Source organism: Methanocaldococcus lauensis (assembly GCF_902827225.1).
Classification (GTDB): Archaea; AGJL01; Methanococci; order Methanococcales; family Methanocaldococcaceae; genus Methanocaldococcus; species Methanocaldococcus lauensis.
Genome location: NZ_LR792632.1, coordinates 230,797 through 250,681, shown reverse-complemented (window position 1 = coordinate 250,681; position 19,885 = coordinate 230,797). Strand labels below are relative to the sequence as shown.

General features: G+C 28.4%; 22 protein-coding genes and 1 pseudogene. 7 read left to right on the top strand and 16 right to left on the bottom strand.

Features of this window, described 5'->3' with window-relative positions; genetic code table 11:
• Positions 1 to 22: 22 nt before the first annotated feature.
• From KMP69_RS01465 to purE, 7 genes are all read right to left on the bottom strand, one after another.
• On the bottom strand, positions 23 to 1,114 hold the full coding sequence (locus KMP69_RS01465; protein ID WP_214400204.1) for an ATP-binding protein: 1,092 nt from the start codon (positions 1,112 to 1,114) through the stop codon (positions 23 to 25).
• Between the two features lie 71 nt (positions 1,115 to 1,185).
• Entirely contained in the window at positions 1,186 to 1,488 is a 303-nt protein-coding gene (locus KMP69_RS01460; RefSeq protein ID WP_214400203.1) for a hypothetical protein, read from the bottom strand.
• Positions 1,470 to 2,135, bottom strand: a complete 666-nt coding sequence (locus KMP69_RS01455; RefSeq protein WP_214400202.1) for a hypothetical protein — start codon at positions 2,133 to 2,135, stop codon at positions 1,470 to 1,472. The genes KMP69_RS01460 and KMP69_RS01455 overlap by 19 nt, the downstream gene beginning before the upstream one ends.
• Positions 2,136 to 2,210: 75 nt before the next feature.
• On the bottom strand, positions 2,211 to 3,305 hold the full coding sequence (locus tag KMP69_RS01450; protein WP_214400201.1) for an ATP-binding protein: 1,095 nt from the start codon (positions 3,303 to 3,305) through the stop codon (positions 2,211 to 2,213).
• A 115-nt stretch (positions 3,306 to 3,420) separates the two neighbouring features.
• Positions 3,421 to 3,804, bottom strand: coding sequence for a DUF22 domain-containing protein (locus tag KMP69_RS01445; protein ID WP_214400200.1), 384 nt, complete (start codon positions 3,802 to 3,804; stop codon positions 3,421 to 3,423).
• A 53-nt stretch (positions 3,805 to 3,857) separates the two neighbouring features.
• Positions 3,858 to 4,508, bottom strand: a complete 651-nt coding sequence (locus KMP69_RS01440) for a V-type ATP synthase subunit D (protein ID WP_214400199.1) — start codon at positions 4,506 to 4,508, stop codon at positions 3,858 to 3,860.
• A gap of 69 nt (positions 4,509 to 4,577) precedes the next feature.
• On the bottom strand, positions 4,578 to 5,051 hold the full coding sequence (purE, locus tag KMP69_RS01435; RefSeq protein WP_214400198.1) for a 5-(carboxyamino)imidazole ribonucleotide mutase: 474 nt from the start codon (positions 5,049 to 5,051) through the stop codon (positions 4,578 to 4,580).
• 106 nt (positions 5,052 to 5,157) lie between these two features.
• Between purE and KMP69_RS01430 the strand changes: the two genes are divergently transcribed.
• Complete coding sequence (locus KMP69_RS01430; protein WP_214400197.1) at positions 5,158 to 5,757, top strand: FumA C-terminus/TtdB family hydratase beta subunit; 600 nt, start codon at positions 5,158 to 5,160, stop codon at positions 5,755 to 5,757.
• A 15-nt stretch (positions 5,758 to 5,772) separates the two neighbouring features.
• Here the strand turns inward: KMP69_RS01430 and KMP69_RS01425 are convergent, their stop codons facing one another.
• Both KMP69_RS01425 and tes read right to left on the bottom strand, forming a co-directional pair.
• Positions 5,773 to 6,069 (bottom strand): DUF167 family protein, encoded by a 297-nt coding sequence (locus KMP69_RS01425; RefSeq protein ID WP_214400716.1) that lies wholly within the window; start codon positions 6,067 to 6,069, stop codon positions 5,773 to 5,775.
• Positions 6,050 to 7,573, bottom strand: coding sequence for a tetraether lipid synthase Tes (gene tes, locus KMP69_RS01420; RefSeq protein WP_214400196.1), 1,524 nt, complete (start codon positions 7,571 to 7,573; stop codon positions 6,050 to 6,052). Before tes ends, KMP69_RS01425 begins: the two co-directional genes overlap by 20 nt.
• Positions 7,574 to 7,710: 137 nt before the next feature.
• Here tes and mptN point away from each other — a divergent pair, with 137 nt between their 5' ends.
• A complete protein-coding gene (gene mptN / locus KMP69_RS01415; RefSeq protein WP_214400195.1) occupies positions 7,711 to 8,586 on the top strand; it encodes a tetrahydromethanopterin:alpha-L-glutamate ligase in 876 nt (291 codons plus the stop codon).
• A gap of 22 nt (positions 8,587 to 8,608) precedes the next feature.
• On the opposite strand, the gene KMP69_RS01410 is transcribed toward mptN, so the two are convergent.
• Together KMP69_RS01410 and ftsZ are read right to left on the bottom strand one after the other, a co-directional pair.
• Positions 8,609 to 9,127 (bottom strand): helix-turn-helix domain-containing protein, encoded by a 519-nt coding sequence (locus KMP69_RS01410; protein ID WP_214400194.1) that lies wholly within the window; start codon positions 9,125 to 9,127, stop codon positions 8,609 to 8,611.
• Between the two features lie 149 nt (positions 9,128 to 9,276).
• Positions 9,277 to 10,377 carry a cell division protein FtsZ gene (ftsZ, locus tag KMP69_RS01405; protein ID WP_214400193.1) on the bottom strand — a complete coding sequence of 367 codons (1,101 nt, stop codon included), beginning with the start codon at positions 10,375 to 10,377 and terminating at the stop codon, positions 9,277 to 9,279.
• 313 nt (positions 10,378 to 10,690) lie between these two features.
• Here ftsZ and KMP69_RS01400 point away from each other — a divergent pair, with 313 nt between their 5' ends.
• The 3 genes from KMP69_RS01400 to KMP69_RS01390 all read left to right on the top strand — a co-directional run bounded on the left by KMP69_RS01400 (position 10,691) and on the right by KMP69_RS01390 (position 12,824).
• Positions 10,691 to 11,227: a CBS domain-containing protein gene (locus KMP69_RS01400; protein ID WP_214400192.1), complete on the top strand. Its 537-nt coding sequence runs from the start codon at positions 10,691 to 10,693 to the stop codon at positions 11,225 to 11,227.
• 39 nt (positions 11,228 to 11,266) lie between these two features.
• Positions 11,267 to 11,938, top strand: a complete 672-nt coding sequence (locus tag KMP69_RS01395) for a phosphoribosylanthranilate isomerase (RefSeq protein ID WP_214400191.1) — start codon at positions 11,267 to 11,269, stop codon at positions 11,936 to 11,938.
• 196 nt (positions 11,939 to 12,134) lie between these two features.
• On the top strand, positions 12,135 to 12,824 hold the full coding sequence (locus KMP69_RS01390) for a DUF166 domain-containing protein (protein ID WP_214400190.1): 690 nt from the start codon (positions 12,135 to 12,137) through the stop codon (positions 12,822 to 12,824).
• A gap of 22 nt (positions 12,825 to 12,846) precedes the next feature.
• Here KMP69_RS01390 and hmdC read toward each other — a convergent pair whose 3' ends face one another.
• The 5 genes from hmdC to KMP69_RS01365 all read right to left on the bottom strand — a co-directional run bounded on the left by hmdC (position 12,847) and on the right by KMP69_RS01365 (position 17,915).
• Entirely contained in the window at positions 12,847 to 14,370 is a 1,524-nt protein-coding gene (gene hmdC, locus KMP69_RS01385) for a 5,10-methenyltetrahydromethanopterin hydrogenase cofactor biosynthesis protein HmdC (protein WP_214400189.1), read from the bottom strand.
• On the bottom strand, positions 14,339 to 14,935 hold the full coding sequence (locus KMP69_RS01380; RefSeq protein WP_214400188.1) for a hypothetical protein: 597 nt from the start codon (positions 14,933 to 14,935) through the stop codon (positions 14,339 to 14,341). Before KMP69_RS01380 ends, hmdC begins: the two co-directional genes overlap by 32 nt.
• A gap of 10 nt (positions 14,936 to 14,945) precedes the next feature.
• Entirely contained in the window at positions 14,946 to 16,019 is a 1,074-nt protein-coding gene (hmdB, locus tag KMP69_RS01375) for a 5,10-methenyltetrahydromethanopterin hydrogenase cofactor biosynthesis protein HmdB (RefSeq protein WP_214400187.1), read from the bottom strand.
• A gap of 131 nt (positions 16,020 to 16,150) precedes the next feature.
• Positions 16,151 to 17,182: a 5,10-methenyltetrahydromethanopterin hydrogenase gene (gene hmd, locus KMP69_RS01370; RefSeq protein ID WP_214400186.1), complete on the bottom strand. Its 1,032-nt coding sequence runs from the start codon at positions 17,180 to 17,182 to the stop codon at positions 16,151 to 16,153.
• Between the two features lie 169 nt (positions 17,183 to 17,351).
• Positions 17,352 to 17,915, bottom strand: coding sequence for a cyclase family protein (locus KMP69_RS01365; RefSeq protein ID WP_214400185.1), 564 nt, complete (start codon positions 17,913 to 17,915; stop codon positions 17,352 to 17,354).
• Positions 17,916 to 18,081: 166 nt separating this feature from the next.
• Here KMP69_RS01365 and KMP69_RS01360 point away from each other — a divergent pair, with 166 nt between their 5' ends.
• A complete protein-coding gene (locus KMP69_RS01360; RefSeq protein WP_214400184.1) occupies positions 18,082 to 18,330 on the top strand; it encodes a Gar1/Naf1 family protein in 249 nt (82 codons plus the stop codon).
• 18 nt (positions 18,331 to 18,348) lie between these two features.
• A pseudogene (locus KMP69_RS08075) lies at positions 18,349 to 19,863 on the top strand (LAGLIDADG family homing endonuclease); the annotation flags it as partial.
• Positions 19,864 to 19,885: the final 22 nt, after the last annotated feature.

Below are 19,885 nucleotides of genomic sequence, written 5' to 3'. Positions count from 1 at the left end.
CCTTTTTTAATAGGAACATAATCTATAAAACTCTCTTTATAGCGTTCCAGACTAAAAAGCTTTGTGGTTTTAAATTGCCATCTATTGGATTTAGGAATAATATATTTTTTTTAATTAAAAACTCTCTAATTTTTTTAGGGATTTTAATATCTTCGATTATGTAATTTTCCTTAAATAGTGATAATGCCTTAACAACTTCTTTATAAAATTCTTCATTATCTTCTTTTACATCTTCTAAAAAATATTTCAATTTCGAAACTTCTATTTTTAACATTTCATTTAAAATTTCTCTCAAATCCTTAAACTTACTTTCCTCAATAACATATTTTATATCTTTTGGTTTTCCACCGACATAAGAATAAATTAATTCTCTCTCTTCATTAGTTAATTTTATATTATTTATTTCAGATAAAAAATCTATAAATTTTAAGGCAGTATCTTTATCAAAATCATCAACTAAGATATATTTGGCTCTTCCCTCCAACTCCCCAGCGTTATAAACATACTCAATAAACAAACTATCGGAAGAGATACAAAAGACATAACAGAGATGTTGGACTTTAGTTAAGGTAACTAAGAATTGGAACAAACTCCATAATAGTAATCTATCCCCATTTAGAGTTATTTCTTTAATCATCTGCAATTCATCGAATATTAGTATTGGCTTTTTCCCCTTTTCATTTAATTTAGCAAATAAATATTCTATATATTGATAAACATCTCCTGATTTATCTTTTTTATTGAAAATTTTATCAAAAAATGATTTGGGAATTTTTATCGGCATGCCTAAATAGTAGTTAGTTAATTCCTCAGAACCTTTAACTAACAAATCAGCCAAAGATTTAGCATACTCCCTAAAATCATCTACTTTCGATTTTTCATCCACTTCAAATAGGCATTCAATAAAGTTATCTACATTTACTATATTCCTCGCTCTAAAATCTATAAAAAATGGTATATACTTATTTTTATCCAATCTATTCGTTATAATCTCCCTTATCAGAGTTGATTTCCCACTATTTATAGGTCCAAAAATAAAATAAATATCATCTGGCTCTCTTTCTATAATATGGAGGATTTCATTTATCTCCTTTTCTCTATTGAAGAGTTTCATAATTATCTACCTGAATATTTCTAAAAAACAAACTAATATTTAAATCTATATTTAGGTTGAAAAATAGTTAGTTATGTATTTTCTTTTATTTCTTCTGTTTCAATTTCTTCTCTATAAGATTTAGGCATCCATTCTCTTATTCTTTCCAGTCTTAATGTAAGTTTGTCGTCCCATCTTCTATATATATCGTCTATAGTTAATTTTTTAGGTGGTCTTCCGTTTAATATTTCAAATTCGTCAGGAGGTATTTCATATACATCTTCTGTATATCCGGGATTCATTCCAACTTCATTCAATACAGGAATTAATTCTGCCAAAGTAAAATCTTTTAGTGCATCTATGAATCCGAGTTTTTTCAACAATGGATGTGCCATATATGTTCTAGCTCTTTCCCATCTTTTTTAAATTCTTTAACTACTCGTATATAATCTCCGACCTTAGCAATGTTTAAGTAATATCTTAGTTTTGTTAGATCTTTGGGTTTTCTATATAAAGGTTCTATATCACCTTCATAATCTCCTTTTAAACATTGCATAAAGTCTTCCTTATATTTAATTAAATGTTCAAAGTATTCTTCCAATAACGGTTCCCCCATAGGTTCAAATTCAGGAACGTATACTGGCTTTTTATATTCGCCTTCTAAGGCATTTTTAATTTCAGAATCATTTTCTAAGTATTTAAAAACATCTTTATATTTTTTACAGTATCCTTTTTCTAATATATACTTTGCGAATAAGTATTCAAATTGATTTAAGATTGTTCTATATATATCATATTTATTTCTATTATCATATTTAATACTTTTTACTATTTGTCGCATTGCTTGGATTTTGTTATGGTCTATTGAAGTGTTATCCTTCGTTGTATTAACTGCTTGTGTTTGATGTGTATTTCTCCTTTTCATTTCTTCGGTATTTTTGTATATTTTATATATAAAGTAGAAAAACGCAATTGTTGCTGCTAATGGAAGTATTATAAACAAAGAACCAAGTCCAATACCGAGTATTGTTAAGGTATCCATAATCACCCCCATTTAAGGAACTATTTACATTAATAATATAATTTTTACATATTTTAGAGTTATTAAAGTTTTCGATTATAAAACTCTTTTTATTGCATTCCAAACTAAAAAGCTTTGTGGCTTCAAAGTTCCTTCAATTGGATTTAAGAATAAAATATTCTCCTTAGCCAAATACATATACACTGGAGGTGGAATTTCTCTTTTTGAGATTTCATATTTATCTTTAAACATTTTTAATGCTTTAATTATATCATCGTTTTTAACCTCTATGATTTTATTTCTTATTTTTATTTTTGGCTCAATATAATCTAAAATATCTAAAAACATCTCCAACTTCGAAATCTCATCCTTAAGCATAAAATTTAATATCTCATCGAAATCCTCATACCTCATTTTATCGATAACTTTATAGATTAAAACTGGCTTCCCACCTACATAAGAATAGATTTTCTCTTTCTCTTCGTTAGAGAGATTTTTATTTAATATTTCTTTAGCTAAGAAGTCCATAAACTTTAAGGCAGTATCTCTATTAAAATCATCTACTAATATATAATCTGCTCTTTCTTCTAACTCCCCTGTATTATAAATATATTCGATAAACAAACTATCGGAAGATAAACAAAAAACATGACATAGATGTTGTTCCTTAGTTAAAGAAACTAAGAACTGGAATAACTCCTTTAATAAATATTTTTGTCCATTTACAACCACATCTTTAATCATTTGCAATTCATCTAATATTAGTATTGGTTTTTTACCGCTATTTTTCGTTTTTAATAAAATATCGTTAAGGTATTGAAAGACATCATTAATTCTCTCTTCAAACAATTTATTAAACTCCACTTCAGGGATTGGAATGCCCGTTAAAACCTTAGCCCCTTTAATTAACATATTTATAACTTCGGATTTACTCTTTATTTCTTCCAAAATATCTTCTTTTTTCGTGGTAAATATCGCTTCTATAAACTCTTTCTTCTCGGAAATTAAGTATCTCCTAAAATTTATATAAAATACCTTATAATTATCATCCAACCTATTGTTTATTACTTCGTTAATTAAGGCAGTCTTACCACTATTTATAGGACCAAAAATAAAATAAATAAAATTTGGCTCTCCTTCTATAATGGATAAAATCTTATTAATCTCTTTTTCTCTGTCAAAGAATTTCATAATTATCTACCTGAACTAATATTACAATATTAGCATAATATAAGTTTTTATTTTTGGAAAAATGGAAAAATAACTTAAAAAAATAAAATATATAATCAAAAAAATTAAAAGTTTCTTACTCCTCCCTCTTTTCAGCTGCAACTATAAGTAACATTCCAATTAAATCTCCTTTCTTTACTTCTCCATCAAATCCACAAGCAAAAGCTGCCATATCTACTTCTCTTTCAGCTTCTATAGGCATTGGAACTTCTTCCCCAACAGCAATAACATGTCCTACTCTATGCCTTCCATATGGACAAATTAAAAGGACTGACATTGGAGGTATTTTAATCTTTTTAATTCTTATTGGCTTTATATCCCCTTGCTTGAATTCTTTGTCTTCATCTGCAACTATTGGCTCAATTTTTGCTTCATTTTTAATTATTAAATCATATTTTAATTCTTCTTCTCTAATTTCCTTCTCTATTTCAGTTATCCTTCCAAGTATTCTAAATACCATAAACACCACCAAAAATAAGAAAATTATTATTAATTATTTAGTTTTTAATTCATTTATACTGTCTCTCCTTCAGCCTCTCTTTTCTCGATTCTTGATTTAATTAACTTCAACCTGAAGAAGTTCTCTCTTTCCATCTCATCCAATCTCATAGATATATACTTCTTCAATTCTTTTAACCTTGGAATTATAACATACTCCAAAGCATTAACTCTTCTCTTTGTTGTAATTATCTCTTCAGCTAATAATCTAATTGATGTTTCTATTTCTGCTAATTCAGTAATTAATTCCAAAGATTCTTCAAATTTCTTTGCCGCTTCGTCTAATTTTGAGCTAACGCCATAAGGTGAATATCCCCTTTCTCCAACTTTTCTTCTAACATTGTATATTTCAAAAGTAGGAACAGTAACTCCCATTATATTCTTTGTATCCATATCAACTTCTAATTTATCATTCTTTGCGGCAAATGACGCCTCTTTAACTGCCAATGTCCCCATAACAGTTTGAGCCATTATTAAATCTTTATAAGCCTCTGCCAATTTTTCTTCAACTTTATTTCTTAAATCTGATGCCTGCTCTATTATTTGAAAAAACTCCATAATTAAAGCGTCTCTTTTCTGCTTTAATAGTTTATGTCCTTTCTCTGCTAATTTTATTTTATTTTTTAACTTTAATAGTTCCATTCTTGTAGGATTAACTTTCTGCATATTAAATCCCTCTTTAAGATTTTAACAATCTTTAATAAAATGTTACAAAATAAAAATTTAATGGTTTGATTATTTAAACATTTCTCTAACTTTTTCATCAGACATATAGACTTTTTTCTTCATATTTTCCCTATACTCTTTTAATTTTTTCGCAAGAGTTTCATCTTTTAGAGATAAAATTTCTAAAGCCAATATTGCTGCGTTTTCTCCTCTATCAATTCCTACACCTGCAACAGGAATTCCAGGAGGCATTTGAACTGAGCTTAATAAAGCGTCTAAACCATCTAACTTTGCATCAACAGGGACGGCAATAACAGGCTTCGTTGTTAAACTTGCTATAACTCCTGGCAAGTGGGCGGCTAATCCAGCTATTGCTATGAAAACATCTGCCTTTGAATTTTTTACAATTTCTTCAACTAACTCAGGTGTTCTATGGGCAGATGCCACTCTAACCTCAAACTCTACATTAAATTCTTTTAAAACATTTACAGCCTTTTCTGCTATTTTTAAGTCACTTTCACTACCCATTATTATACATATCATTGCTACCACCAAAAATATCTTTGATTTTAGTTTTTACAATAAATTAATTATAAATAAATTATGGTAAAAATTATAAGATTAAAAACAATTATGTGAGGTGAATCTATTGGAATATGTGTTTAATGGGTTATCAAAAAAGGATGTTAAAAAGTTAAAAGTAGGAGATATAGTATATTTAAATGGAAAAATATATACTGCAAGAGATGAGGCACATCTAAAAATTATTAAAATGATAAAAAATAATGAAAAACTTCCTTTTGATTTAAATGAGGCAATAATATATCACGCTGGTCCAATAATGAAAAAAATAAATGATTCTTGGAAGTGTATCTCTATAGGGCCTACTACATCTGCAAGAATGAATAACTTAGAGGGAGAATTTATAAGATTAACCAATATCTCTGCTATTATAGGGAAGGGAGGAATGAAAAAAGAGTTATTAAGAGATTTTAAAAAATTTGGAACAGTATATTTAGCCGCTCCGGGAGGATGTGCCGCTCTGTTGGCTAATTCAGTAAAAAAAGTTAATAATGTATATTTCTTAGAAGAGTTAGGAATGCCTGAGGCTGTTTGGGAGTTGGAAGTTAATAACTTTGGTCCGTTAATTGTTGCAATGGATACCTATGAAAACAGTTTATATGAAGTCGTAAATGAAAATGTTTATAGGAATCTTCAAAAAATATTACCAGGTTATAAAAATTTATAAAAATAAAATTAAAAATTATAACAACTCTTCTAATTTTTTAATAACTTCATCTTTTTTAATATCTCTAATTAATATAGTTTTTTGAGGATTTAACTTGCCAGAGACAATTTCAACATCTTTTTTAAAGATATCTTTAAAGAATTTGATTATCTCCTTATTTGCCTTCCCTTCTATTGGTGGGGCTTTTATTTTTACATTTAACCTTTTTCTCCATTCATTTATTCCAGTAATCTCATTTTTTTTAGATCCTGCTTGAACATCTATGTCAATTAAGATTCCTTCTTTACTTTCTTTAATAATCTTCTCTATCATCTTCATCATTTCCCATTTTATGCATTTTCTTCCATTCTTCTAAAGGAATTGAAAATTTCTCCTCTACTTGTGGTCTATATATTGTATTATAGGAACAGAATGGAATTATTCTATTGTCTGGAGTTGCGTAATGGATACAACATCTACTAACTCTCCTTACATCGAAGTTATATGGATCCATAAAGTGCATACAGCTTATCATTAGCATATGATAATGTAACTTAGCCAATGCGTTATAATCACTTTTTAAAACTCCTATAATTAACTCAATTATTGTTTTGATATTTATTGACTTTGGTGCCTTACTCAAATCAATTAAAGATGGTAATTTTAAAGCAATTTCTCCTAAAACTTTGGCGTTATGTATTTTTGAATCAGTAATTTCATCAATCTTTTCCTTAACTAATTCTAAGAATCCTTCAACATCTATAAATCTTGGTAATGGAATTAATTTTCCATCTTCATCAACAAAAACATAGGTTGATGTTCCACAGTGTTGATGAGAACTTAATACTGGCTTTTTATCGTTGGTTAGTTTTTCAACTAATACAGAAATTGGAGCAACAGATGGAACAGGATAGAAATCATCTACACAAATTTCTCCATCAGTTTGTTCTTCAACTAACTTTATAAAGTCAGGAATTGTAATTCTTCCCTCTAACCTCGTCTTTTCATCAACTCTTCCAGTAAATGAAACTGGTTGGAAATTAACTCCTCTAACTATATCAACATTTTTAGCAGCATATTTTATAATTCCTCCAACCTCATTATCATTAACTCCTCTAACTAATGTAGGAACCAAAACAACACTATCAAAACCTACTTTTCTACAATTTTCAATAACTTTTTGTTTTAAAGGTAGTAAGTTTCTACCTCTTGCAACTAAGTAAGGTTTTTCAGAGATTCCATCAAACTGTAAATAAATGGTGGATAAACCAGATTCTTTTAATTTTTTAAGGTAATTTATATTTTTTAATTTTATTCCATTCGTTGCCAATTGAATATGTAAGAATCCTAATTCTCTTGCTGTTTTTATTAACTCTGGTAAATCATGCCTAACCGTTGGCTCTCCCCCTGCAAATTGAATTGCCGGTGTTGGAGGAATTTCATTTCTTAAATTTATCATCATTCTCTTTATATCTTCAAATGATGGCTCATAAACCTTTCCTGATTTATTGGCGTTGGCAAAACATATTGGACAGTTTAGATTACATCTATTAGTTACATCTATATTAGCCAATATAGTCGTTGATTTGTGATTTGGACATAATCCACAATCAAATGGACAGCCATTTTTTATTTCTGTATTGGTCACTACAACTTTGTTTATAAATTCATATCTATCAAATTTTTTATATAGTTCTGCATTTCCCCAATACACATCTTTAAATTCTCCATGCTCTGGACAGGTTTTCTTTATAATAATTTTTCCATCTTCTTCAGTAATTATTGCTGGAATTCTTTTTAAACATACAGGACAAAGTGACAATGTTTTTTTCTTCATCTCATTCACCATAACCATAATTGAATCATATTATTCATTTTCTAAGATTAATAAAAAGTTTAATTATAACTAATACTTAAACTTAATAGTTGTTATGTTTATTGTATTTTTTATTTAATTTTTAAGGAGGGATATATGTGAAACTTGGTATTATTAGTTTAGATAGAGATGACATTATTAATGATTTAATAAAATCTTGTAATAAGTTTGGAGTAGATTATAGAGTTATAAATCCCAAAAATATAGTGGCAGGGTTTAACCTAAATTTTAATATAAAGTATTATAGAACATTGTTAAATACTTTTGATGTTTTCTTTGTTAGAAATCTTGGTTGGGACAGTTTTTTTAGATTTGATGTTTTAAAATATTTAAATAAATATGTTCCTGTTATTAATCCTCCTAATAGTATAGATATTGCCTCAAACAAGTTTTTAACATCAATGTATTTAGAGTTAAATAATCTTCCTCAGCCAAAAACTGTTGTTACAGAGAATATAAATGAGGCATTACATTGGATAGACACTTTTGAAGATGTCGTTATAAAGCCAATATTTGGATGTGGGGGAGAGGGAATTATTAGAATCAAAAAAGATATGCCTATAATAACTAAACTACAGATGTTAAATGAATTTCAGAAAAAATACAAAACATTCTATATTCAGGAATTTATAGAGCCCGTTGGGAAATATTATAGAGATATAAGAGTTTTTGTTATAGATGATGAAGTTGTAAGTGCTATGTATAGAATTGGTGGAGAAAATTGGAAAAATAATGTTTCGCAGGGGGCTAAGATAGAAAAATGTAAAATAACTAAAGAAATTGAAGATTTAGCATTAAAAGCAAAAGATGCTATAGGTTTATTTTATGCAGGAGTTGATTTAATAGAGTCAGATGAAGGTTTAAAAGTATTAGAGGTTAATTCTACACCATCTTGGAGAGGTTTATCTAAACTTTCAGATGTTAATATATCTGATAAACTTTTAGAAAAAATAATTCAGTATATAAAAAAATAAATATAAAAACAATTAAAAATATTTATTCATTTATTTTTTTTACAATAATTTCCAATGCATTCATAAATGCATCTTTTTCTGGGATTATAACTGCAACAGGGATATTAACAATTTTTTCAATTGTAGCACTAACGATAGGAGCACATACTATTCCTTTAACTCCCTCTCTCTCTGCCCTAACTGCGGCAACAATACACTCTTCTAAAGAACCTGCAGGATACTCTTTTAGTAAATAACTTTTTCCATTAATTTCAATTTTTCTTGTAGTAATTCTATTCAATGCAGGTCTCGCTGCAATAATCGCTATAGTATTAGTATCTTCCTCTTTCTCAAAGGATCTTATAGTTTTTAAAATTTTTACAAGGGTTGAAACTCTAAAATCTTTTCCTTGAATTATTTTATATAATGTGCTGTATGGTATTCCAGAAATTTCAGAAAACTCCTTCAAAGTTAGACCCATCTCAAGTAAAATCCTTTTAAACTCTTCTACAAATTTTTCAGGAGATTCTATCTTTAATAACAATCTCTCACAAGCCTTCATATAAATCCCTATCTTAAAATCTTAAAAAATTATCGAAACAACGTTATAACCTAAAAAATACAAAAATTATAAACAAAATCTGTAAATAAAAATTTTTATAAAAAAGTAGTATCTAATAGCCAAAAAATTAAATAATAGTCTGTAAATTATTATACTATAAAGTCTATGTTGCATTTTTTATATTCTTTTTTAGTATTTTTATTATTATTTGTTTTAGGTATTAATCTCTTTGGTTTTGTATCTTTGCCTATGATATTTGGAGATTTTACTCCTGTAATTATAGCCATAACTCTTATACAACCTTCCATCTCTGGATCTATTCTTGCACCCCATATAACATTTGCATCTGGATCAAGTTCCTTAGTTATTCCTTCACCAATGTCATTAGCCTCTTTTAATGTTAAATCTGGCCCTCCTGTTATGTGGATTAAAGCTCCTTTAGCTCCTCTATAATCAACATCTAATAAGGGACAACTTAATGTTTCTCTTACTACATTTTGAACCCTATCTCCTCTATCATTGCCATCCACTTCTCCAACACCTATCATCGCTACTCCTCCACCACCCATAACTGCCTTGACATCTGCAAAGTCAATATTTATTAAACTTGGAACTGCTATAGTTTCTGTTATTCCTTTAACTGCCTGTGCAATAATTTCATCAGCCACTTTAAACGCATCATTTATTGGTAAATTTGGGACTAAATCTAAGAGTTTATTATTGTCAATTATAATTACAGTATCGCAAACTTCAGACATTCTTGCAATACCCTCATCGGCCTTTTTCATTCTTGCTCGTTCAATTTTAAATGGATAGGTGACAACACCTACAACTATTGCTCCATTTTCTTTGGCTATTTCAGCAACAACTGGAGCTGATCCCGTCCCTGTTCCTCCACCCATTCCTGCAGTGACAAATACTAAATCAGCCCCTTTTAACTGCTCTTCTAATATATTTTTAGCCATTTCAGCTGCTTTTCTACCAATTTCAGGATAACCTCCTGCACCTAAACCTCTTGTTAATGTAGAACCTATTAAAATTTTTTTATCTGCCTGTATTACTTCTAAATGTTGTTTATCAGTGTTAATCGCTATTGTTTCTGCTCCTTGAATTCCAATTTCCATTAATCTATTAATTGTATTGTTTCCTGCACCACCACATCCAACTACTACAATTCTTGCCTCTCCAAATTCATCCTTCAAATATCTTGTAGTATCATTTCTTGATAAAGCATCTTTTACAAGTTTCATAATTATCATCCTTGAATTAAATTTAAATTAACTATTTTTAAATTTAAATTACACAATAATTATAATAATCAGTTTTCTATCGAAATCTATATTTTTTAGTTTTTGACATTAATATTATATATATTTAACTTTCATTAATTAAAAATTAAATAATTTTAATATCTCCATAATAATTTCTGTATATTATTTTATGTTTATATTTAAATTATAAATTCTGTATGTTTATATATATGTTTATATATTTAGTAAATTATTAATAATTAAATTAATAGATATATATTAAATTATGCACTATAAACAAAGGGGAATTAAAATGATTGGAGATATTCCAGTTTTAGTTTTAATGAAAAAACCTATAGTTGTTGGTGGAAATATATCAGTTTATGATGTTGCTAAACTCATGGTTAAGGAAAATATTCATTCTGTTCTTGTATTAACTCATAAATTAAACTATGAAAAAATTGAAGTTGCTACAGATAGAGACATAATAAATAAAGTATTAATTAAAAAACTACATCCTGGCAAAATAAAAGTTGAAGACATATCATCAGATAAATTAATAACCATCTCTTCAAATACTACTATTGACGAAGCATTAAAAATTATGAGTAAGCATAAAACTAATGAATTGTATATAGTTGATGAAGAAGGAAAAATTATCGGATTGATATCTGACGAAGATATTATACATATTACTCCTGAAATTATTTCTACCTTAAGGGAACTCGTAGATTATTTACTAAAAATAATTAATGAAGTTACTAATGAAAATATTCCTAAAATTAAAAATAATAGCCAAATAAACTACAAAAAGTGTAAGAATATAAAAAAAATAGTTAGTTTCAAATGATAATAAATAATTTTTAAAATTTATTTATGGTGAATCCTTTTGGTGAAAGTAAAAATTTGTGGAATTACAAACAAAGAAGATATGGAGTATATATCAAAAAAAGTTCATGCAGTTGGAGTTATAATAGATGTTCCTGTAAAAACTCCAAGAAAAATATCCTTAGATAAAGCTATAGAATTAAAGAAATATATGGCTCCATTTACATCTTTAGTTTCTGTATTAATGCCAAATGATATAAAAGAAGTATTAGAAGTATATGATGCTTTAAAACCAGATGCTATACAACTACACGGTTTTGAAAGTTTAGAATTTGTTAAAGAGCTTAGAAATTTAAAAAATAATAGTATATTAGATTCATATATAATTAAAGTCATTCATATCCCAAAAGACGAAGAAATTGAATTTAAATATTTATTAAGCATTGCTAAAGATTATGAAAAATATGTAGATGCAATTTTAGTAGATACAAAAATAGAAAATGTAAAATTTGAGGGAAAAACTCACAACTGGGCAGTGTCTAAGAAGTTGAGGGACTCCTTAAAAAAACCATTAATCTTAGCAGGAGGTTTAAACAAAGACAATGTATTAGATGCTATAAAAACAGTTAAACCCTATGCCATAGATGTATCTTCTTCATTAGAAAAATATGGGGGAAAAAAAGATTTTAAAAAAGTTGATGAATTTTTAAGTATGATTAAAGCACATATATAAGACTGTATATTCTTTTACAAAAAGGCTCATATTCAAAATTATTCTAAAAAGTTCAATTCAAATTTTACATAAATTTATGTATTTAAATTTATTTAAAATATATTAAAATTAATCAATATATCAAAAGGTTTAAATACCTTTAAATACAATTATATATTTTGAATTTAGTATTAAAAAAACTTATTATGGTAATAATATGGCAAAAATATTGGTAGTAACTGACGGAGTGTATGGATATAGAATCCAAGGAACTGTAAATTCATTTGGGAAGAAAAATAAGTTTATAGGAATATATAAAATAGAAAAACCACAAGATATAATAGTAGATGAAATAGAACTTCCTGAAGAGTTAATAGAAAAATTCAAAGAAGCAGATATTTTACTTGTTTATACTCAACATCCTGACAATACTTATGAAGTTTGTAGAAATGCAAGAGAAAAGAATCCAAACATTGCTATAATTGTTGCTACCTGTAGTGGTGAGGGGCAGAAAAAAGAATTATGTAAATTTGACGCTATATGTCCAGAAGAGATGTGCCTGTTAGATGAAAACATGGTTGGAGATTTAATAAACAAATATCCAAAATTAAAAGAGTTCTTAGAAGAATTTGGCTCTCCAAAGGTTGAAGTATATATAAAAAATAATAAAGTTGAAGAAGTTAAAGTTATTAGAACATCTATATGTGGCTCAACTTTATTTATGGCTAAGTTGATGAAAGGACTTGATGCAAGAGATATAGAAGAGCTAAGCAGGAAATCTGCAATGTTTATACAAAGATACCCTTGCGTTGCTGGAAAAATAAAATTATTCAAAAAAGAGTGTAAAAAACAGATGGCTTTGGAGATTCACAGAAAGGCTGTGTTAAATGGCATAAAAATAATCTAAGATTTTTCTAAATAATAAAGATTTAAATAAAGCTCTCTGCATTAACTTTATTCTTTATCTTCAAAATTATCTCAGGAATCATAGAACATATATATGTTTTGTCTGCATTTTTAACAACTTCATTATCATTACCATTGCATTTATAGGCATTTATTCCAAATTCATTTAATATTTTAACTGTTGCCTCCTCAACCCACTTATTTGCATCGCTAACATAAACTTCCTCTGGCATCGTTCTTTTTACAATACCCCATGCTATGTATCTTCCACCCAATAATCCCAACTTTTCTCCATTATACTCTTTTTCAACATCTTCCAAATTTTTTCTTATTTTAACTTTATCATGCAGTTTGCTGTTTTTAACTGCAACCCAATGAGCATCTCCAATAAACATACCCCCAAACATTTCTGGATATATAACATTGCCTAAAAACTTGCTACTCCTTGCTATGGCAATTAAGTCATTTTTATTTATTAAATTCACATCATTTATATTTTTTAATTCTTCTTTAATTATTCTCATAACTCTCGGCAAACCAAAATTACCCCTCTTCGCTGTTTTAGGAGAATAGCCGCACATATAACCGTGGTGGTTTCCACTAAATCCACTTATAATTACATTAAGCCCACTTCTTAAACCAATTCTACATTCGTCCTCATAAGCCCCATTAGTGGCAACAACTCCTCCCTTAACTAAAATCCTCGAAACTGCTATCGCCTTAGCAAATGCCTTTAATCTATCCTTAGCCCTATTAAATGGAGCCCCTTCTATAACTAAAACATCTACATCTAAGTCAATGCATGCTTTTAATCCGGATATTAAATCATCATACCCATCTCCAACATGAAAAATTCCCTCCAACCCTTTTCCATATTTTTTTGCCGCCTCTGCAACGATAGCCATCTCCTCTAATGGGGCTGCATGCTCTTCTCCTCCTTGCTCTTCAACTACATTTATACATACAGTTGAAACTAACTTTATCCAATCTTCAAATTCATGAGCATATAGTTTTTCTTTATCAATTAACCTCTTGTGTATCCTTCCTCTTGGACATCCTTTATATGGTGGGCCATTGTAGTAACACTCCCCCATACAGTGAGTTATCTCCCTTGGAAATCTCATAGGTCCATATTTACCAAAGTGATCCAAATCTAATGGAACATCAACAGTTTCATAAACCTTTTTTAAAACCTCTAATGGTGTAATCCCCTCTTTCTCACCAATATCAGCCAACGCATAAGCACAAACATGTAGAGGTAATCCCATATAGTCAGTTAAGATACAGTTCTCTATGAATTGAGTTAATGTTAGAGATGAAGCACATGCCCCTACAGCTACCTCAATCAAATCACATCCCATAGGAAATTTTCTTAAGTTACTTCCCAATTTTTGAATCTCATTTAAAGATAAATCATCAACTGCATCAACAATCTCAATTATGTCACTTTCTTTTAATTTTTTCTCCATTAATTTTTTTATAACTAATTTTCTTAACTCTAATGCTGAATTTAAATCATTTACTGCGTCTTTGATAAGTTCTCTCATGAAAATCCCTCAACTTTTGTATAATTTGCAAATATCTATCTTCAATTCTTTCTATTAATCTCAAGTTATAATTATGAGTTTTTAAAATTATGACTTTTGCATTATTTTTATTATTCTTATAATTTTGATTTTTTAAAAAGTAGTCTGGGACTATTAAAACTCCATTTTCAGATATTTTCAAATTTAAATCTTCTACAATTTTTTTAACGAACTCTGTTATTGGATTAACCTCCACATTTAAATCTTTTAATAAATTCTTTGCCAATTCTTTTATTTTCTTTTCTTTGTATTTTAGAAGTTTAATTGAGTAATTTATCTTATTCTCATCACCAATTTTTAATTTTTTTATATCCTCAAGGGTTTCAATTAAATCTCTAAAAGTGGCTGACTTAACTTCAAAAATTTCTGAATTAGGATTTAATCTCTTAACTTTATCTTTGTATCCCTTAGATATAATTAATAAGTCGCAATCTACTTTCTCATTGTAAGGATTAACAATTTTATAATCTTTTAAGCCGATCAATTCAGATATTTCTTCATACATTTTAGTAATTCCAATTTTCATATTTCCACTATCATTTATTTCCATATTTCTCTAAATATTCCTCATATTTCTTCCAATCCAATTTTGGTTTTACCCCTAATTCTTTTATTAACTTAACAACCTCCTCTAAATTCCCAGTTTTTGGATTTCCAACACCTTTAATGTTTATAGGATGATTTCTTGGAATTACTGTTGCCACATTACTCGCTCCTCCCAATAAAGCAAATTGAACTAATTCAGCCCCAATTGTTGGTGTTGGTGAAGTTATTCTTATATTTGGAAATAACAATCTTGTTATTGCTATAGTTTTTGCCTGTTCTAATGCAGAACATCTTGGATGATTCTCCATTGGAGTTCCTTTGTAAGGATTGAAGCCCATTATTGGAATTTCTCCAACATTTAACTCATTTTTTAAATAAAATAAATGCTCTACTCTGTCCTCATAACTCTCTCCAATCCCTATTAATAAACCAGACGATAACTCTATATTATATTTATTAACCAATTTACAAACTCTTATTCTATCCTCCAATTCCTCTCCTGGTTTTACTTTTTTAAAGAGATTTTCATTTATAGTTTCTAAATTACAACATATTGTATCAATGCCATATTTTTTAAGATCCTTTATAGATTTTTCAGTTAAATCTGCCCCTGCATTTATCAAAACTTCCAAGTTGGTATTTTCTTTAACTATCTTTAAAGCTCTTAAAACTTCTTTCCCTTCATAACCATGTGCAGAAGAACAACTAACTCTATAAATTCCACTTTCCTCAATAGCTATTGCCGATTTTTTAATTTCTTCATCACTCAACCTAAATGGTTTATAGTATCCCTCTTTTGATGTCCCAGCGGCAAATCCACAGTATAGACATTTTGGATTAACTTTACAAATGTTAGTTATGTGAATTGTTGATGTAATCTCAATCTCTTTTTTAAAATAATCTCTAACTCGTGAGGCAATGTCAAATAATTTTAAATAATCCCTCCATTTATCTATTTTAAATAATTTCAATGCTTCATCTTTATCAATTAAGCCCTCTTTAATTATTTTTTTATTCCCCTCTTTTAATTCTTTAAAATTCTCATATATCTTTTCAAATACCATTAAACCACCATTTTCAGAAAAATAATGTGCATAATTTAAAATATAACTTAAAATCTTTAAATTAATAAATATTTCACACAAAATAAAAAAATAAATTTATTAATGTAAAAAATTAACAATAATTATTTTATTTACTCTTTTTTGTATTTCTCTAATACTTTCAATGCAGTTGGTAAAATATCTGCTAATGGACCAAAGCACATACTGTCAGCTGTTCCTAATAATGCAGCTGGGTCTAAAGCTTCTTCCATGTTTGCAATTCCTTTTTCTTTCATTAAGTTGTGTATTTGAGTTAAAGCCTCGTCTGCCATCATTTGAGCGAAGTCTGCTGGAGCTCCTAAAATCTTTGTTACTGCTTCTCTGTAAGCCAATAAACCAGCATAGACTGTTGCTGTAACTGCTGAACACATGTCACATACTGGACCTATTAAGTTTGCAGGCATCTTAAATGCCTGTCCTCTTGCTTTTTTACCTATTTCGTATAATTTATTAATTGCCTCTTCACTTGCATAACCTTCAGCGATATAAACTTGACCTTTCATTTCTGGGACACATCCTGGGTGGTATGAAGTTATGTTTAAGTCATCTCTTCCTAAGTCTTTGAATATTTTAGCGAATTTTGTTGTAGGAATTGTACATGCGTGAGTTACAATAGCTCCTTCTGGAATAGCATCAGCAAATTTCTTAATAATTTCTGGTTGTTTATTTCCTTTTGGTAACCATGTTATAACTATGTCTGCATCAGCTACAGCCTCTCTATCATCTGCTGTTACTTTTAAACCTACATCTTCTGGATGGACTAAATGGATACATGCCTTTGGTGGTTTTGGCAATTCTTTTGCTTTTGCTTTAACTACTTCTCTAATTTTTGGCATTATACTTTCTGGATTACCACTTAAGTGTGCTTCCATAACTTCTTTAGGATCAAATTCGTCAATAACAACTAATCCTGGCTCTTCTGCAAAGCATGGATCTGAAACAATAACTTCATCAACTTCTGGAATTAAGTGTAATAACTCTGCTCCATAGGTTATTGATGAGTGGGTTAATGCAATCTCTGGTTTACCTACTTCCTTAGCAACTTGACATGCTCTCATAAAGTTTGTAATTCCTGCTGCTGCGTGAGTTCTGTAACATCCTGCTCCAAGTATTGCTATCTTCATTCTATCACCTATTAAGTTTTATCAGGGTTTTTATTAGGGAGTATCTGTTAATAATTAATGATAATGAGGCAATATATAAAATTAACTATTTTTTTTCAAAAATAATATTCATAGTAATTAAAAATAATATTACATGTTAATAAAATTATTAATACCAAATTGTAATAATTTATGGCTTAATAGCAATACATCTTATAGGCGAAGCATCAATATCATATATCTTTAACGGCAACCCTAAAAAATAAAACCCCTTATTAATCAAAAATTTTAAATTTTCATTTAAATTTTCAATAATTAATATATTCTTAGATAATAGCTTTTTATGCTCCTCAAATCCACCAATTGTGCATGCATCTATACCAACACATTTTATATTGCTTTTAATAATATCATCTAAAAAATAAATATCTGGAATTTTTTCAAAATACTCTTCTTTTCCCCAATATTTAGAAAATCCTGTATAAATTAGTAATATATCACAAACAGGTAACTTATTTATCTCAAAATCATTCAAAGATATGCAATATCCTATTCCCTCAATTATCAAATCTTTAGAAAAAATTATATTTTCTAAGCCAATATGTTTTGGATAATCCACATGAGTAGAGAGATGAGAACCCATAACTATCTCTGATATTATAAACCCATCCATCTTTTTTTCAGTGATTTTTAATTCGGGATCTCCAGGATATGGAAAGTTAATTAATGGCTGAGTCAGATCTAAGATTTTCATATTTTACACCATTATATTCATCTTTGCATTTTTATATTTAAATATATATCAGTTAAGTATATATAACCCTCCAAGATACTAATATATAAAGTTTTCGAAAGCTATATATAAGCTATATATATAATGTTTGTAATAAAGAAATATCAAAATATATAGAGGGAGTAATTTGAAAATAAAAATACTTCACAAAACTCCTAAAGGTTTTTTGATAGGAAGAGGCATTAGAAATGTAAAAATTAATTCAGTTGTTACTTACAAAAATAAAAAAATTGGTAAGGTTATTGACATTTTTGGGCCAATTACTAATCCTTACATAAAAATACGCCCTATTAATAAAGATATTGAAGTTCCTGAGATTGTATATATTAAAAACGATAAATCCAAATATAAAAATACTAAAAAAAGAAAAAAATAAAATCAATGGTGTAGGAATATGGAAACATTAAAAACTTCTGAAAAAGTAGACAGCAATAAAAATACTAAAAAAGAAGAAAAAAAAATTATTAAAAAATCTGAAACTTCCAAAGAAAATAAAGAAAATCTTACTAATAATGAAATAGTATGTCCTATTTGTGGAAGTACTAAAGTTATTATAGATTATGAAAGAGCAGAAATCGTTTGTGCTAATTGTGGATGTGTTATTAAAGAGAAGTTGTTTGATATTGGACCAGAGTGGAGAGCATTTGACCATGAACAAAAGATTAAGAGATGTAGAGTTGGAGCTCCAATGACTTACAGTGTAGATTATAATGAACCTATCATAATTAGAGAAAATGGAGAGATAAAAGTTGTTAAAATTGGAGAACTTATAGACAAAATCATTGAAAATGCAGAAAATGTTAGAAGAGATGAAATTTTAGAGATTGCCAAATGTAAAGGAATTGAAGTTATTGCCTTTGATAGTAGCTATAAACTAAAATTCATGCCTGTTTCAGAGGTTTCAAGACATCCAGTTAATGAGATGTTTGAAATTGTTGTTGAAGGAAATAAAAAAGTTAGAGTTACTGGAAGCCATAGTGTCTTCACCATAAAAAATAATGAGGTTGTTCCAATAAGAGTTGATGAGCTAAAAGTTGGAGATATACTGGTTTTAGCAAAAGAATTGCCAAATGTTGAAGAAGAAATTGAGATTAAGTTAAATAATATAAAAATAAAGGTAGATGAGGAATTTGCTAAGATATTAGGATATTTCATTGCTGAAGGACATTATGATGATAGAAAAATTGTATTTTCATTTGGCTCTCATGAGAAAGAGTATATAAAAGAAGTTGTTGATTACTTCAAATCCTTAAACTTAAATCCAATCGTTTATGATAAGGGCTTAAATGTAAAAATTGAGATAAACAGCAAAATATTGGTTGAATTATTCAAAAAATTAAATATAAAAAGTGGAGCAAAGAACAAAAGAGTGCCGCCAATTGTATTCAAATTCCCAGCAAACTTAAAGAAAGCCTTCCTTATAGGATACTTCAATGGAGATGGCAATCTATACATCAATGAGAAGTATTCAACAGTTCAGTTAAAAGCGGTTTCTGCATCAAAAGAACTTATTGAAGATTTAGCATTCTTACTATTGCAGTTAGGAATTAATGCAAACTATGGAGAAGAGGTTATTAGAGGAATTAAATCATATATGCTAATAATAACAAATCCAGAAGACATAGAAAAATTAGGATACATAAGCAATTATCAGAAAGAAAACAAAAAACCTCCAATTTCTGAGTTAATTCCGGCTCCTTATGAGTATAGAAGAGAATGGAAATTTAGAGATAGGGATAAAATAAGTAGAGACCTTGCATTGAAAATTGCCAAAAAATACAACGATAGAAAACTCGAAAAACTCATGAACTCTGATTTCGTATTCTTAAAGATTAAAGAAATTAATAAAGTTCAACCAAGTAGCAACTATGCTTATGATTTAACTGTGCCTAATGCTGAAAACTTCGTTGCTGGATTTGGTGGATTTGTAT